This window comes from Sphingomonas asaccharolytica NBRC 15499, from assembly GCF_001598355.1.
Taxonomy (GTDB): Bacteria; Pseudomonadota; Alphaproteobacteria; order Sphingomonadales; family Sphingomonadaceae; genus Sphingomonas; species Sphingomonas asaccharolytica.
Window position 1 is genome coordinate 21573 of sequence record NZ_BCYU01000010.1, and the last position, 15506, is coordinate 37078.

General features: G+C 66.1%; 12 protein-coding genes. 5 read left to right on the forward strand and 7 right to left on the reverse strand.

What is annotated here, in order from left to right:
* Window positions 1-124: 124 nt before the first annotated feature.
* The 6 genes from SAS01S_RS04140 to lgt are packed head-to-tail and all read right to left on the reverse strand — an operon-like array spanning window position 125 to window position 5175.
* Window positions 125-1450 carry a cystathionine gamma-synthase family protein gene (locus SAS01S_RS04140; RefSeq protein WP_066805396.1) on the reverse strand — a complete coding sequence of 442 codons (1326 nt, stop codon included), beginning with the start codon at window positions 1448-1450 and terminating at the stop codon, window positions 125-127.
* A gap of 49 nt (window positions 1451-1499) precedes the next feature.
* Complete coding sequence (gene pgeF / locus SAS01S_RS04145; RefSeq protein WP_066805260.1) at window positions 1500-2261, reverse strand: peptidoglycan editing factor PgeF; 762 nt, start codon at window positions 2259-2261, stop codon at window positions 1500-1502.
* Window positions 2258-2776, reverse strand: a complete 519-nt coding sequence (locus tag SAS01S_RS04150; protein WP_369405706.1) for a GNAT family N-acetyltransferase — start codon at window positions 2774-2776, stop codon at window positions 2258-2260. Before SAS01S_RS04150 ends, pgeF begins: the two co-directional genes overlap by 4 nt.
* The gene (locus tag SAS01S_RS04155) at window positions 2773-3282 is read right to left on the reverse strand and encodes a GNAT family N-acetyltransferase (protein ID WP_066805263.1); all 510 of its coding nucleotides are present in this window, start codon (window positions 3280-3282) and stop codon (window positions 2773-2775) included. Before SAS01S_RS04155 ends, SAS01S_RS04150 begins: the two co-directional genes overlap by 4 nt.
* Window positions 3279-4322: a class I SAM-dependent methyltransferase gene (locus SAS01S_RS04160; protein WP_245656740.1), complete on the reverse strand. Its 1044-nt coding sequence runs from the start codon at window positions 4320-4322 to the stop codon at window positions 3279-3281. The genes SAS01S_RS04155 and SAS01S_RS04160 overlap by 4 nt, the downstream gene beginning before the upstream one ends.
* 1 nt (window position 4323) lies before the next feature.
* On the reverse strand, window positions 4324-5175 hold the full coding sequence (gene lgt / locus SAS01S_RS04165) for a prolipoprotein diacylglyceryl transferase (RefSeq protein ID WP_066805268.1): 852 nt from the start codon (window positions 5173-5175) through the stop codon (window positions 4324-4326).
* Window positions 5176-5277: 102 nt separating this feature from the next.
* Between lgt and SAS01S_RS04170 the strand changes: the two genes are divergently transcribed.
* From SAS01S_RS04170 to SAS01S_RS04190, 5 genes are all read left to right on the forward strand, one after another.
* The gene (locus SAS01S_RS04170) at window positions 5278-6963 is read left to right on the forward strand and encodes a class I adenylate-forming enzyme family protein (protein ID WP_174544933.1); all 1686 of its coding nucleotides are present in this window, start codon (window positions 5278-5280) and stop codon (window positions 6961-6963) included.
* A 170-nt stretch (window positions 6964-7133) separates the two neighbouring features.
* Window positions 7134-9377, forward strand: a complete 2244-nt coding sequence (locus SAS01S_RS04175; protein WP_066805270.1) for a xanthine dehydrogenase family protein molybdopterin-binding subunit — start codon at window positions 7134-7136, stop codon at window positions 9375-9377.
* Window positions 9378-9501: 124 nt separating this feature from the next.
* Window positions 9502-10506, forward strand: a complete 1005-nt coding sequence (gene hemH, locus SAS01S_RS04180) for a ferrochelatase (protein ID WP_066805273.1) — start codon at window positions 9502-9504, stop codon at window positions 10504-10506.
* A 47-nt stretch (window positions 10507-10553) separates the two neighbouring features.
* Complete coding sequence (gene phbB / locus SAS01S_RS04185; RefSeq protein ID WP_066805275.1) at window positions 10554-11276, forward strand: acetoacetyl-CoA reductase; 723 nt, start codon at window positions 10554-10556, stop codon at window positions 11274-11276.
* Window positions 11277-11533: 257 nt separating this feature from the next.
* Window positions 11534-12538, forward strand: a complete 1005-nt coding sequence (locus tag SAS01S_RS04190; RefSeq protein WP_066805277.1) for an amidohydrolase family protein — start codon at window positions 11534-11536, stop codon at window positions 12536-12538.
* An 18-nt stretch (window positions 12539-12556) separates the two neighbouring features.
* Here the strand turns inward: SAS01S_RS04190 and galA are convergent, their stop codons facing one another.
* Window positions 12557-15466, reverse strand: a complete 2910-nt coding sequence (galA, locus tag SAS01S_RS04195; RefSeq protein ID WP_066805287.1) for a beta-galactosidase GalA — start codon at window positions 15464-15466, stop codon at window positions 12557-12559.
* Window positions 15467-15506 lie beyond the last annotated feature (40 nt).

A 15506-nucleotide genomic window follows, 5' to 3' on the forward strand; every position in this document is an offset into this window, starting at 1 on the left:
CCCTTACTCCCCGCTGCAAGGTCAGTCGGGGTCAGTCATAGCCGGTTTGTTTGCGACCCGAAATCAGGTTCGACGTCACAATGGAGCGAATTCCCCTCCCGCTCGCGGGAGGGGAGATTCCCCTTCACACCGTTTCCAGCGCCGCCTCGAAATCGGCGATCAGGTCGTCGGCATCCTCGACGCCGATCGAGATGCGGACCAGATTGTCGGTGATCCCCAGCGCTTGCTTGCGCGCATCGGGCACCGACAGATGGGTCATCCCGGCGGGATGCGACGCCAGCGTCTCGGTCCCGCCCAGGCTGACCGCCAGCTTGGCGATCTTGAGCGCGTCGAGGAACGCGAATGCCTCTTTCTCGCCGCCCTTGAGGTAGAGCGAGAAGGTCGATCCCGCACCCGAGCAATGGCGTTCGTAGATATCGGCCTGGCGCTTGTCCTCGCCGTCCTTGAGGAAACCGAGATAGCCGACCTTCTCAACCTTGGGATGGTCGCGCAGGAATTCACAGACCTTGACCGCATTCTCGCCGGCGCGGCTCATCCGCAGTTCGAGCGTCTCGAGGCTACGCAACAACATCCAGGCGGTGTTGGGATCGCAGATCGTGCCGATCGTGTTGCGCATCAGCCGGATCGTATTGATGTGCTCCTTCGACCCGAGCACGCCGCCCGCGACCAGGTCCGAATGGCCGCCGGCATATTTGGTCAGCGAATAGACGACGATGTCGGCACCATGCTCGAGCGGCTTGTGCCACAGCGGCCCCAGGAAGGTATTGTCGATCGCGATCGGCGGCTTGTTGGGGCCGGTGAAGATCGCGTCGCGGCTGGCGGCGACCGCCTCGACATCGACCAGGGCATTGGTCGGGTTGGCCGGGCTTTCGAGATAGATTAGCGGGACATTGCCCGACGACGCCTTTTGCAGCACCGCGTCGATCTCGTCGCGCGTCGCGCCAGCCGGGAAGTCGAGCCAATGGACCCCAAAGCGGCCGAGGATGCGTGCGATCAGCGTCTCGGTCGCGGCATAGAGCGGGCCCGAATGGACGATCGTGTCGCCGGGCTTGACCATCGCCAGGAATAAGGTGGCGATCGCCGACATGCCCGAGGAGAAAGCGAGCGCGTCTTCGGCGCCTTCCCAGATGCCGAGGCGGTCTTCGAGGATTTCCTGGTTCGGTCCGTTGAAGCGCGAATAGACCAGGCCCTCGGCGCCACCCGGACGCTTGCCGGTCACGCCCTCGAAATGGCGCTTGCCGGCGGCGGCGTTGGGGAAGACGAAGGTCGAAGTCAGGAAGATCGGCGGCTTGAGCGACCCTTCGGACAGCGTCGGATCATAGCCATGACCCATCATCAGGGTCGACGGCTTGAGCTTGCGCCCGCCGATCGATGCCGGCTCAGTCTTCTTGGGCGCCAGGGCTTCGACCCCGGTCAAATCGGCTTCGGTTTCGGTCGGCGTCTTGGGCATCATCTACTCCTTTGGCCGACGCTGTAGCGCCGTGTGGTTTCAGAAGAAACTAAATCCCGATGATCGAAATCTGTCTTCCGTAATCTGGCTCGCCGCGATGCGTCGCACGGCGGAAGCTGTAGAAACGATCCGCGTCGGTATAAGTGTCGAGCCCCATCATTTCGATGGTCCGCACCCCGGCGGTGGCGAGGCGATGCGCGACATAGCCTTCGAGGTCGAACTGCGCATGGCCGTCGCGGGCGGATGCGAAGAAGCGTTCGTTGGCGGGATCGTCGGCTTCGAAGCGGTGCTGGAATGCCTCGTCGACCTCATAACTGGCGCGCGCGATGCACGGACCGATCGCGGCGAAGATGCGGTCGCGGTCGGCGCCGAGCTTTTCCATCGCGGCGACGGTCGCGTCGGCGACGCCGCCGATCGCGCCTTTCCACCCGGCGTGCGCGGCGCCGATTATCCCGGCGTTGCGATCGGCGAGCAGGACGGGCGCGCAATCCGCGGTCAGGATCCCGAGTGCGAAACCGGGACGGTCGGTCACCATGGCGTCGGCACGCGGCCGTTCACGGTCATCCCAAGGCACAGACAGCGTCGCGCAGTCGGCAGAATGGACTTGATAGAGCGTGACGAGCTCGGCGCCCGGCAGCACTGCGGCAATCGCGCGGCGGCGATTCTCGGCGAGGTCGGGGCCAATCTCGACTTGTCCACGCCGGCCCAGATCGAGCCCGGCGGTGATCCCGGTCGAGACGCCGCCGCGCCGCCCGAGAAAGCCGTGCGCCACGTCATCGAGCGCGCGGGCGCGATTGACCTCGACCGTCACAGCGCCAACCGCATCAGCCGATCGTCATCTTCATGATCGCCGACCATGAATTTATATTGGCCGATCTCTTCGAAGCCATAGCGTTCGTAGAAGCGTCGCGCGCGATGGTTGTCGACAAAGACCGACAGGATCATCTCACCGGCGCCGCGCGCCCGTGCCTGATCGAGCGCCCAATCCATCAGAACCGGCGCCAGGCCCGTGCCGTGATGATCAGCCAGGATATAGAGCTGGTGCAGCTCGATCGCATTATCCGGCCAGTCGCCGGGAAAGGTGACCGGGCCGATCTTGCAATAACCGACGATGGTGTCGTTGTCGGTCGCCACCCGCACGCGATAGGCGGGGTCGGTGAGGTCGGCCGGCAACCCCGCCGATCCGAACGCCGCATCGAGGAACTGCGCGAGGTCTTCCTGGCGATAGAGCGTACCGAACGTGTCGGTGAAGCTGCGCCGCGCCATTGCCGCGAGTTCCGGTCCATCGGCGGGCGTCGCGTCGCGATAGGCGATCGCCGCGCTCACAGTGCCAGCCGCATGATGTGATCGGTGTCGATCTGCGTGCCGACAGCGAAGGCATAATCGCCGACATGCTCGAAGCCGTGCTTGCGATAGAAAGCGGCCGCGCGGTGGTTTTCCTCCCACACGGTGAGGAGCAGCGCCGTCGCGCCTTGCGCCCGCGCGGTGGCGATCGCCCAGTTGAGCAACGCTTTGCCGACGCCTGCACCGTGCTGGTCGCTGCTGACATAGATCTGGCTCAATTGCAGCGCACCGGGTTCGGCATCGGGCAGCCAGGGCGGGTTGATCTTGGCATAGCCGACCACCCGACCATCGGCGAGCGCGAGGTGAAAGCGCGCCGCTCCGCTCGACAGATCGGCGAGCAGCTTGCCGTTGGAACCATAGGCCTCGGCGAGATAGGTGGCCGCATCCTCGACCGAGACGCCGTGCGCGAACGTCTCGATCCAGATCGCCTGCGCCATGGCGTCGAGCGCATTGCCATCGGCGGGGGTAGCATCGCGATATTCGATCATAGGAATCCTGCTGCAATTGGCCAATCGCGCGCGGTCCAGGCCATCGCCCTGAACAACGTCCCCATCTGGTCGTCCTCGACCAGCCGCGCGCGATCGGCGGCGATCGCCTCGGCCTTCTCCGGCGTCGATCGCGCCAGCGCTTCGGCGCGCGGATCGATTCCCAATGCAGTCAGGAAAGCGCCTTGCCCGACCGGGCCGTCGACCCGCACGCCCTCAATCCCGGCGGCCGCGGCCAAAGTGGCGAAATCGACATGCGCGGTCAGGTCGCGGCTGCCCGGTTCCTCGAATGGATTGGCGAATTGGTGACCGCTCACCGCCTGCAACGTGTCGCCGATGGCGGGACCGTCATAGCCGTAGTCGACCACCAAGGCGGCGCCACCATGCAGCATCAAGCGCTGCGCCAGCGCGCGACCAATTGCCACAGACGCCGGCGACGTCTCGATCACCGATCCGACCGGCGCGTCGCGCAGATTCTCCGGGATCACGCTGGCGGGCACGTCCCTGCCGGCGATCGGCAGGAATAGCAGATCCTGGCACGCGACCATCCGCTCGCGCCAGGCATCGCCCGCCTTGACCAACTGGCGGATCGGCAGCGCGTCGAAAAATTCGTTGGCGACCGCAATGATCGGGCGGTCGTCGGGCAGCTGGGTGATATCGTCGTGCCAGGTCGCATAGGGAACCGCGGCCAGTTGGCGGGCGCGCAGCGTCGGGCTGGTTTCGATGAAATGGACCGGCGGATCGAGCCCGACCCGCCCCATCGCGCGCATCGCATCGGCGGTCAGCGTGCCGCGTCCGGGGCCGAGTTCCACCCAATAGATATCGGGCTCGCCCGCACGCTGCCACAGATCGGCGGCCCATAGTCCGATCAGTTCGCCGAACATTTGGCTGATTTCAGGGGCGGTGGTGAAATCGCCCGCCGATCCCAACGGGTCGCGAGTCGCATAATATTCGGCGTTGGCCGCCGCCATGTACTGCGACAATGGGATCGGCCCCGCCATGGTGATGGCGCGCGACAGCCGATCGGGCAGCGACCCGTCCATCTCAGGCGACGCTTTCATCCCCGGCGATCGGCGTGACGCGGTCGCGCCGGCCCTTGGCCGTCCAGATCAGATAGATGCCGCCCAGGATCATCGGCACGCACAGCCATTGACCCATGTGCAGATAGCCGTTGTCGAAGATCGTGCCCTGGAACTGGGCATCGGGCTCGCGGAAGAATTCGACCGTGAAGCGCGCGAGGCCGTAGCCGGTCAGGAACAGGCCGACGAGCTTGCCCGGCTCGTAGCGCGCCTTGGTTCGCCAGAAGGCGTAGGCGAGCAGCGCGGCTAGCACTACGCCTTCGAGCAGCGCTTCGTAGAGCTGGCTCGGATGGCGCGGCATCATTCCGGCATTGGGGAAGACCATCGCCCAGGGCAAATTGGGATCGGCGGGTTTGCCCCATAATTCGCCGTTCACGAAATTGGCCAAGCGCCCGAAGAACAATCCGAACGGCGCGCAGCAGGCGACATAATCATGGACGCGCAGCCAGCTGAGCTGGTTGCGCCGTGCGAACCAGAAAATACCCAGCGAGGTGCCGATCACCCCGCCGTGGAACGACATGCCGCCTTCCCACAATTTGAAGAAGCCGAACGAGGCGAACAGCTTGGGATCGTAGAACAGCACATAGCCGATCCGCCCGCCCAGAATGATGCCCAGGGTCGCGTAGAACACCAGATCCTCGACATGGCGCTTGGCCATCGGCGCGCCCGGCGCGCGGAGCATGCGCATCAGGTACATCCAGCCGACGACGATGCCGGCGATATAGGCGATCGAATACCATTTGATGTCGAATAAATCGCGTCCGAACAAATGGATGTGCAGCAGCACCGGGTTAAGGTGCAGGTCGTCGAAATTCATCGCGGTCAGTGCGTGCAGGATCAAGGCTTTTCCCCGGGCTTTGTCGCTCCCATAAGGGGGTCAGGGTCCCAAGTCGACAAAGACCAGGTGGAGAGAATGCCGATGCCCAGCGCGCTGGATGTACGGATGGACGGCGGAATCGCGAAGCTGACCGGCCCCGGCGCGCCAATGGCGGTGAGCGAGATCGAGGTGCGCGGACGGACCTATCCTGCGATAGCCGCGGCGCCGCCCAGCCTGTCGCATTATTTCGCGCATTTCTGCGCCCAGCATGCCGACGTGACCTTCCTGGTGGCGGGCGAGGAGCGGTTGACGTTCGGACAGGTGTACCACCAGGCCGGCGGCGTCGCGCGCTCGCTGGTGACGCAGGGGATCAAGCGCGGCGACCGGGTCGGCATCGCGATGCGCAATTCGCCGTCCTGGATCGCGCTCTATATGGGCGTGCTGATGGCGGGCGGCATCGCCGTGCTGCTCAACGGCTGGTGGCAGTCGGAGGAATTAGCCAGCGCGCTGGCCGAAGTCGAATGTTCGATCGTGTTCGCCGATCCGCCACGCGGCAAAAGGCTGGCCGACATTGACGGCCTGACCGCGCGCGTCGTGGTGATCGACGATGTCAAGCCGCTGTCCGAGGCGCTCGCCGGGGTGTCGAGCGATGCGGAGACGGCGCTGCCCGAGCTTGGTCCCGACGATCTCGCCACGATTCTGTTCACCAGCGGGTCGACCGGGCAATGCAAAGGTGCGCTCAGCGACCATCGCTCGGTGCTTCAGGCGACGCTCAATTACCTCAGCCAGGCGCTGATGATGCTGGGTTTCGCGACCGAGGACGGCAACCCGCCGCAGAGCCAGCCATCGACCCTACTCAACGTCCCGTTGTTCCACGTGACTGCCGAGGTGCCGGTGATGCTGCAAAGCTTCGCGATGGGTCGCAAGCTGGTGCTGATGCCGAAATGGGATGCCGAGGACGCGATGCGGCTGATCGAGCGCGAGCAGATCAGTTATTTCGTCGGCGTGCCGCTGATGAGCTTCGAAATTCTGACTCATCCCAATCGCGCCAACTACGATCTATCGACGGTCACCGATTTCGCCGCAGGCGGGGCGCCGCGCCCGGTCGACCATGTCCGCCGGATCAACGAGGAGATGGGCGGCGGCGCGCCATTGATCGGCTATGGCCTGACCGAGACCAACGGCGTCGGCTGCGGCAATTGGCGTGAGAATTACCTCGCCAAACCCAATTCGACCGGCCGTGCCTCGGCGCCCCTGGTCGATCTCGCGATCCTCGACGATGCCGGCAACAAGCTGGCGGTGGGCGAGCGCGGCGAGGTGGCGATCCGCTCGATCTGCAATTTTCGCGAATATTGGCATCGGCCCGATGCGACCGCCGCGGCGTTCAGCCCCGATGGCTATTTCCTGACCGGCGACATCGGTTATCTCGACGAGGACGGCTATCTGTTCATCGTCGACCGCAAGAAGGACATCATCATCCGCGGCGGCGAGAATATCAGCTGCCAGGAAGTCGAGGCGGCGATCTACGAACACCCGCTGGTTGCCGAGGCGGCGGTGTTCGGTCTGCCCGACGAACGCTTCGGCGAAGTGCCCGGCGCGGTGGTCCATTTCCATGACGGCGAGGCGGTCGACGAAGCCGCGCTGCAAGGCTTTCTGTGCGAGCATATCGCGGCGTTCAAGGTGCCGGCGCGGATCTGGATCGCCGCCGACCCGTTGCCGCGGCTGGGGACGGAGAAGATCGACAAGGTCGGGCTGCGCGCCAAATATCGCGCGCTGGCGGCTGCCTAAATCCTCCCCGGAACGGGGAGGGGGACCATTCGCGCAGCGAATGGAGGAGGGGGCCCCGCCATCCACCACCCACTAGCTTGTTGCTCGTTTGTAGCGGGGCCCCTCCACCACGCGACTTCGTCGCGCGGTCCCCCTCCCCGTGCCGGGGAGGATTTGCTAGGCCGCTTCTGATGGCCGACGAAATCCCACCAGAAAAACGCCTGACGCGCCGTCAGCTGCTGATCGGCGGCGGGGCCGGGGTCGGGCTGGTCGTCGCCTGGACGGTGTGGCCGCGGCGTTATGGCCCCAACCTCACTGCCGCCAAGGGTGAGCATATCTTCAACGCCTGGCTGAAGATCGGCGAGGACGGGCATGTCACGGTCGCGGTGCCGCAGGCCGAGCATGGCCAGGGGAGCTGGACCACCTTGCCGCAGATCGTCGCCGACGAGCTCGGCGCCGACTGGCGCACCGTCGCGGTCGAGCCGGCGCCGCTCAACCCGCTTTATGCCAATCCGCTGGCGGTATCGGAATTGTTCGAAGGCGTATTCGACCGATTGCCGCAGAACCTGCGCGAGGGCCATGTCACGCGATCGGCGCTGATGCTAACCGCCGGGTCGACGTCGGTGCGCCAGTTCGAAGGCGATCTGCGCGATGCGGGTGCCGCGGCGCGCGTGCTGTTGCAGAAAGCGGCGGCGAAACGGTGGAATACCGATTGGCAGGCGACCGGCACCGCGCAGGGTTTCGTCGTCCATGACAAGGACAAATTGCGGTTCGGCGAACTGGCGGCCGAGGCGGTCGGCGGTAGTCTGCCCGATCCGCTGCCGTTGCGCGCGGGCGAGAATGGCCGGCTGTCGGGCCAGTCGCTGCAGCGGCTCGACAGTCCGGCCAAGATCGACGGCTCGGTCAATTTCGCCGCCGATATGCGCCTGCCCGGCATGGTGTTCGCGGCGATCCGCCAGGGTCCCACGCCCGACAGCCGGCTGGTCAGTGCCGACAAAGCGGCGGCGGATCGCGTGCGCGGCGTGCTCAAAGTAGTCGAGGGCGAGCATTGGGTCGCTGCTGTCGCCGACAATTGGTGGGCGGCCAACCGGGCGCTCGCGGCGCTCGCCCCGCGATTTGCCGCGCCGGTCGGCGGGGCGAGCGATTATTCGATCCGCAGCGCGCTCGACGTGGCACTGAACGGTGACGGCGTCCGGATCGGCGCCGCCGGCGATGTCGGCGCCGCCTTTCGTGGCGTGCAGGTGGTGAGCGCGGAATATCGCGCCGCGCCGGCGCTCCACGCCGCGATCGAACCGCGCACGGCAACTGCAGCCTGGAGCGACGGGTCGGTCGAATTGTGGATGCCGACGCTCGCCCCCGGGCTCGCGCGGTCGGCGGTCGCGGCGGCGATGGGTGTCGGCGAGGATGCGGTGATCGTCCATCCGATGCCGATCGGCGGCGGGTTCGGGATCGGGCTCGAATCGGACGCCGGCGTGCAAGCGGCGGCAATCGCGCGAGCGGTCGACCGACCGGTCCAGCTCACATGGTCGCGCGCCGAGGATTGCGTGCACGATCGCTTCCGCGCGCCCGCCGCGGCGCGGATGACCGGCCGCGTCGATCAGAATGGACGGCTGGTCGGGCTGCTCGCCAAGATCGCCGCGCCGTCCACCGGACACGAACTCGCGGCGCGGCTGCTGGCGAGCGACAAGGCGGCGCAGGCCGCGCTGGTGCTTCCCGCCAATGGCGATGCCTATGCCGTCGCCGGCGGCACGCCCTTTTACCAGATCCCCAATTGGGCGCTCGATCATCATCCGGCGGATGTCGGGATTCCGACTGGCCATTGGCGGTCCGGCGCACACAGCTACACCTGCTTCTTCAACGAATGTTTCATCGACGAACTGGCGCACGCCGCCAATACCGAGCCGCTGTCGTTCCGCGTCGCGATGCTGGGCGGGAATGCCCGGCTGGCGCGTTGCCTGACGACGGTGGCGGCGCTCGGCGGGTGGGAAGGCGGCGTGATGGGCAGCGGGCAGGGGATCGCCTGCCACAGCTTTCGCGGCAGCCATATCGCGGTGTTTGCCGAGGCGCATATCGAGGAGGATCAGTCGATCGGGATCGACCGCATCGTCGCCGCGATCGATTGCGGGCGACAGATCAATCCCGACATCGTCCGCCAGAATATCGAAGGCGGGCTGGTGTTCGGCATAGCCCAGGCGCTCGGCGCTTCGACCCGGTTCAAAGATGGTCTCGCCACCGTCCGAGGGTTTGGCGATCTCGATCTGCCGGTGCTGGCGGATATGCCCGACATCACGGTTGAGCTGATCGCCAGCGAGGCCGATCCCGGCGGCGTGTCGGAACTGGCGGTGCCGCCGGTCGCGCCGGCGATCGCCAACGCGCTGCAATCGGCGACGGGTTTCCGCATTCGCAGCCTGCCGCTCAAGATAGGAGAGGTGTGATGCGCGCCTTCAACCCCACCCGTCACCCCGGGCTCGTGCCGGGGTCCAACCCTCCGCAACGGAATCCGGCCAGTGTTGCGCCTCGGATGCCGGGACAAGCCAAGCATGACGGGGAGGGCTTGAAGTGAAGATTCCGCCTAACCACCCCTCCATCCCGGCTCCCCGCATCGGCGTGCTGCTGGTCAATCTCGGCACCCCTGACGAGGCCAGTCCGAAAGCGGTGAAGCGCTACCTCGCCGAATTTCTGTCGGATCGCCGCGTGGTGGAAATACCTCCGCTCGCCTGGCAGCCGATCCTGCGCGGGATCATCCTCAATACCCGACCGAAGAAGTCGGCGCATGCCTATAGCCAAGTCTGGACCGACGCAGGATCGCCCCTTGCCGCTGTTACCCGCGCGCAGGCCGAAGGACTGAAAGATGCATGGCTCGGCGTCACCGTCGATTGGGCGATGCGTTACGGCAATCCGGCGATCGGTGACCGGCTGGCGGCGATGAAGGACGCCGGGTGCGATCGCATCCTGATCGCGCCGCTTTACCCGCAATATTGCGCCGCGACGACCGCGACCGCCAACGACAAGGCATTCGAGGCACTGGCGGCGATGCGCTGGCAGCCGGCGATCCGCACCTTGCCGCCGTATCACGACGATCCCGCCTATATCGATGCGCTGGCGCAGTCGGTGCGCGCCTCGCTCGCCACGCTCGATTTCGAGCCTGAGGCATTGATCGCGAGCTTCCACGGCATGCCGGCGCGCACACTCGAACTCGGCGACCCCTATCATTGCCATTGCCAGAAGACCGCGCGCTTGCTCGGCGAGGAACTGGGACGCGAGCCGATCGTCACTTTCCAGTCGCGCTTCGGCCGCGCCAAATGGCTCGAGCCTGCGACCGATACGATGCTGGCAGCTTTGCCGGGGCAGGGAATCAAACGCGTCGCGATCGTCGCGCCGGGCTTCTCGGCCGATTGCCTCGAGACGCTGGAGGAACTGGCGATCCGCGGCCGCGACACCTTCCTGACCGCGGGCGGCGAGCGTTTCGCGTATCTGTCATGTCTCAATGATAGCGCGCCCGGCCTGACCATGCTCCGCGACATCTTGTTGCGGGAACTTGCCGGTTGGATCGGCGCTCAATAGCCTTGACCCAACGACACTGCCCGAATCAGGGCCAATAGGAGAGAAAAATGGCACGCGTAGCGATCGTAACCGGCGGAACGCGCGGGATCGGCGAGGCGATCAGCCTGGCGCTCAAGGACATGGGCATGACCGTCGCGGCGAATTACGCCGGCAATGACGAGCGTGCCCGCGAATTCAGCGACCGCACCGGGATCAAGGCGTTCAAATGGGATGTCGGCGACCATGACGCCTGCCTGGAGGGCGTGAAGCAGGTCGAGGCGGAACTCGGCCCGGTCGATGTCGTCGTGAACAATGCCGGCATCACCCGCGACGGCACGATCCTCAAAATGACCTACCAGATGTGGAAAGAGGTCATGGACACCAATCTGGGCGGTTGCTTCAACATGGCCAAGGCGACCTTCCCCGGCATGCGCGAGCGCAAATGGGGGCGGATCGTCAATATCGGCTCGATCAACGGCCAGGCCGGGCAATATGGCCAGGTCAATTACGCCGCGGCGAAATCGGGCATCCACGGCTTCACCAAGGCGCTGGCGCAGGAAGGCGCGCGGGCCGGCGTGACGGTCAACGCGATCGCGCCGGGCTATATCGACACCGATATGGTGGCGGCGGTGCCGGTCGATGTGCTCGAGAAGATCGTGGCGAAGATCCCGGTCGGGCGCTTGGGCCAGGCGCAGGAGATCGCGCGTGGCGTGGCGTTCCTGTGCTCGGAGGACGGTGGGTTCGTGACCGGGTCGACGCTGTCGATTAACGGCGGGCAGCATATGTACTGATGGGCGCAAGCGCGGAAGCGATGCTTCCGCGCCGGTCGCGCCTGCGGCGCGAGCGCCCGGCACGGCCGGCGGGTCGGCGAAGCCGAACCAGTCCGACGACGGTGGCTTTGCCGCCGGCGGGGCTGGAAGTTTACCTAAAGATGACGCCGCCAACACCTTTGTGCCGAGCCATGACCTGCGGGGTCATGTCGCGGCCGCGTTGCGCTTGGTAACCGATCCGGACGGCGCGAAAGCGCGGTTCAGTTCGGAGTGACGATATGCATATCGCGCGCAGGGATTTCCTGAAATATGGCGGCGGCACGGTGGCCGCGCTCGCGCTTCCGGGAGGGCTGGCCGCTGCCGATGCCCCTCGCAAGCCGATCATCGACGTCCACATGCACGCTTATCCCGCCACGATGAAGCTGCCCGTGCCGATCGTGAACCCGATCACCGGCGTGAAGAGCTCGATCGTCACCGGTGCGGACCATCTCACCGCCTGTCTCGAGCAGATGCGGCGGTACAATATCGTCAAGGGCGTGGTCAGCGGCGGCGATGGCGACCGCTTGCAAGCGGCCTATGATTGGCATGATCGCGATCCGGAACGCATCGTCGCCGGCGCCGGCATCCGCGGCTCGGAGGACACGCCGCTGCCGCCGCTCGATACGCTGCGCAGCGCCTTCGCTTCGGGCAAGCTGAAAGTATTGGGTGAGGTCACCGCGCAATATGCTGGCCTGTCGATCAGCGACCCCAAATACGACCCCTATCTGGCCCTCGCCGAGGAATTCGACGCCCCAGTGGCGATCCATCTCGGCACGATGCCCGCGGGCACCACATTCGACCCGTGCTGCCGCACGGCGCGGGCCGCGTTCGGGCATCCGGAAACGGTGGAGGGCGCGCTCAATAAGCACCCGAAACTGCGCGTCAATCTGATGCACAGCGGCTGGCCATATGTCGAAGAAGCCGAGGCGATGATGATGCTCTACGACAACGTCAACATCGACACCGGCGCGCTGTCCTGGCTGCTGCCGCGGCCGGCCTTTCACGACTATCTGCGCCGGCTGGTCGATGCGGGCTTCGGCAAACGAGTGATGTTTGGGTCCGACCACATGTACTGGCCCGATGGGATCGGGCTCGCGGTCGAGCATGTCGAGGCGGCGACATTCCTGACCGAGGAGCAGAAGCGCGATATCTTCTACAATAATGCGGCAGCCTTTTATAAGCTGGCGCCCGCGGCTCCAAAGGCACTCTCCGATGCTGGGACATCCCGCCCACCGAATGGCTGATGTTAGCGTGCTGGCCTTCTAGCCCGCGGTGACTGCTACTGGACCCAAAATGCCCGAGGGCTGGCCGGCCGGCGCATAGACGAGCAGCGCAACGACGCGCGGTCCGGCGCCGGGCGCGATCGGTGCGTGCAGGGGTGCGGTATCGGTGCCGTCCTTGATGGCTGTTCGGGTGCCGTCGATCCAGAGTTCGGCTCTGCCGCCAACCGCGTCGAACGCGATCACGCCGCCCTCGGCCGCGATGCGTTTCCAGGGGATGATGCGCGCCCGGTAGATGCGCCACCCGGCCTGCGCCCCTCCGGGCGTGGAATCGCCGCTATGGATGAAATCCCAGCTATTGTTGTCGCCATCGGCGGGGGCGAGGCCGGGGTCGGGGCGTTGGGTGAAGACCGGCGATCGGCGCCAATCGCGTACCTTCAACACGGCCGAAACGACCGCGACCTGCGGGCGCGCGGCGATATCGGCGCGGTCGAGCGTCAGCAATGCAGGTTTCAGCCCCGATGCTGTGGCGCGCACGGTAATGCGTCCGCGTCCGGCGTCCGCGCGGACGATCAACTGTGCCAGGCCATTGAACAGCGACCGTTCGCCCGCAGGCCCCGCGAACTGCTCGGGCTCGTGGCTGTTGGGATCGCCATTGCCGACACCCAGCAAGGTCGCGCCCTCGACCGTGAAGCGTGTCGCCAGATTGGCGGTCGGGACGTGGCGGCCGCGCGCATCGATCGCGTCGATGGTGATCGGCTGGGCGTCCTCGTCGTCGCCGGCCATGACCGAGCGCGCGGGGGTAAGCCGCAGCGCCACTGGCGGGCCCGCGGTCTCATGCAACGCGGTCGCCACCACCTTGCCGCCGCGCATCGCGCGCGCCTCGATCCGGCCGGGAGCATAGGGCACGGCCCATTCGTTCCCCATGATGCGGTCGACCCGCTGCACGCCAAGGTCGCGGCCATTGAGCATGAGCGCCACGGTCTCGGCGTTGCTGGTGACGAAGACCTTGATCGGCTCGCCCTCGCGGCCGGGCCAGGTCCAGTGCGGGGCGATCGCCACCACCGGCCGGTCGTCGATCCAGTGCGCGCTGTGGATATCGAACGCGGTCTTGGGAAAGCCGCACAGGTCGAGAATGCCGAAGAAGCTGGAGATGGTCGGCCATTCGTGCGGTGTCGGCTCGCCATGATAGTCGAAGCCGGTCCAGACGAAGCCGCCCGCGACGAACGGGCGCTCGACGATATTCTTCCACGATGCGCGGTGTGTGCCGCCCCAGCTTGCCGCATCACTGTCGTAGGACGTGATGACATGCCCGGCGGGATCGGTGGCGAAGGCGCCGCGCGTCTCGAACGCGCTGGTGTCCTCCGAGCTCGTCATCGGCTTGGTCGGGTTCAGCCGGTGAAACTTGTCGTAGTCGGCCTGGTAATAATTGAACCCCATCACGTCGACGACGGTCGACACGTTGGAGGGGTTGTAGAAGGAGCCGTTCATCGCCGCTGTGATCGGGCGGCTGTCGTCGAGCCGGCGGACCGCGGCCGACATGCGGCGCACCATCTCCACTCCGGCTCCGGTGCCCTGCATCGGCTCTTCGTTGAACACCGACCAGAGGATCACGCTCGGGTGGTTTCGGTCGCGCCGGACGAGCCATTCGAGCTGGGCGAGATAGTCGGGCGCCGGATTGAAGTTGCGATTCTCGTCCATGACGAGGAAACCCATCCGGTCGCACCAGTCGAGCAACTCGGCAGTGGGCGCGTTGTGCGACATGCGGATCGCGTTGCAGCCCATCGCCTTGAGCCGCTCCAACCGCCAGGCGAGCAGCGCATCGGGCATTGCGACGCCGACTCCGGCATGGTCCTGATGGAGGCAGACTCCCTTGAGCTTGACCGGTCGATCGTTGACGAACAGCCCCTTGTCGGCATCGAAGCGCACCGAGCGGAAGCCGATCGCGACGCGGCGCTCGTCGATGACGGCGCCGTCGCGCAGCACGCGGGTCCGCACCATATGGAGCGTCGGCGTCTCGACCGACCAGCGCGCAGGGGTACCGGCATCGAGCATCAGCGCGGCATCGACTCGTCCAAGCACGGGGACGGTGACATCGGTCCGCTCCGTCGCGATTTCACGACCGTCCGGATCGAGCAGGCTTGCCTCGACGGTTACGCTCGCGGAGGCGCGGTCGATGCTCGCAAGTGTCGCGGTGACGGGGACGCGCCAGTGTCCGTCGGGCCCCTGGCGCGGATCGCAATGCATGCCGTCGCTGACGATCGCCACGGCGGCGCGGCGGACCAGCCAGACGTGGCGGTAGAGGCCGGCACCCTCGTACCACCAGCCCTCTTTGGCATCGGCATCGGCGCGCACGACGATCAAGTTCGTCTCGTCGCCAAAGCGGGCGAACGGCGTCAGGTCGACATAGACGCTGTTATAGCCCGACCAATTGTGCGCGGCGAGGCTGCCATTGATCCAGATCGTCGCGTTGGTGGCGATGCCGTCGAAATGGAGCTCGATCGTTTTGCCGCGATCGGCCGGGTCGAGCCGCAGCGCGCGCCGGTACCAGCCGATGCCGCGCGGGCGGTAGCCCTGCGAGACGTTGGCGGTGCGGACGAAGGGTTGCCCCGCCGCCCAGTCATGCGGCAGCCGCACCTCCGCCCAGTCCGAATCGTCATAGACCATGGCGGCGGCGCCAAGGGCGTTGCCGGCCTTGACGCTCAGATAGGTGTCATTGTGCCCCTGCGGCTCGGGCGTCGGGATATCGCCTTCATGGAAACGCCAGCCAAGTTCGAGGCGCGTGCGCGAGGGATCGGGGTCGGGGAGTCGCGGCAGAAGGTGCTGCTGAGGCGCCGGCATCGGGAAGCCATCGCCATCGCCAGCCCTGTGGGTGGCGACCGCCGCCCGCCCGGACACTGCAAGCAGCGCGCCGGCGCCGGCACCCCCGAGGAGAAGTTGGCGGCGATCCATTGCTGATACTCCAACGGGATGACGGACGGTCGACTAGGCG

Excerpts from the sequence above, each read along its gene's own strand:
- SAS01S_RS04155 (WP_066805263.1), bottom strand. The coding sequence starts at position 3,282 with ATGATCGAATATCGCGATGCTACCCCCGCCGATGGCAATGCGCTCGAC.
- SAS01S_RS04190 (WP_066805277.1), top strand. The coding sequence starts at position 11,534 with ATGCATATCGCGCGCAGGGATTTCCTGAAATATGGCGGCGGCACGGTG.
- galA (WP_066805287.1), bottom strand. The coding sequence starts at position 15,466 with ATGGATCGCCGCCAACTTCTCCTCGGGGGTGCCGGCGCCGGCGCGCTG.
- SAS01S_RS04160 (WP_245656740.1), bottom strand. The coding sequence starts at position 4,322 with ATGGACGGGTCGCTGCCCGATCGGCTGTCGCGCGCCATCACCATGGCG.
- phbB (WP_066805275.1), top strand. The coding sequence starts at position 10,554 with ATGGCACGCGTAGCGATCGTAACCGGCGGAACGCGCGGGATCGGCGAG.
- SAS01S_RS04175 (WP_066805270.1), top strand. The coding sequence starts at position 7,134 with ATGGCCGACGAAATCCCACCAGAAAAACGCCTGACGCGCCGTCAGCTG.
- SAS01S_RS04170 (WP_174544933.1), top strand. The coding sequence starts at position 5,278 with ATGCCCAGCGCGCTGGATGTACGGATGGACGGCGGAATCGCGAAGCTG.
- SAS01S_RS04140 (WP_066805396.1), bottom strand. The coding sequence starts at position 1,450 with ATGCCCAAGACGCCGACCGAAACCGAAGCCGATTTGACCGGGGTCGAA.
- lgt (WP_066805268.1), bottom strand. The coding sequence starts at position 5,175 with ATGAATTTCGACGACCTGCACCTTAACCCGGTGCTGCTGCACATCCAT.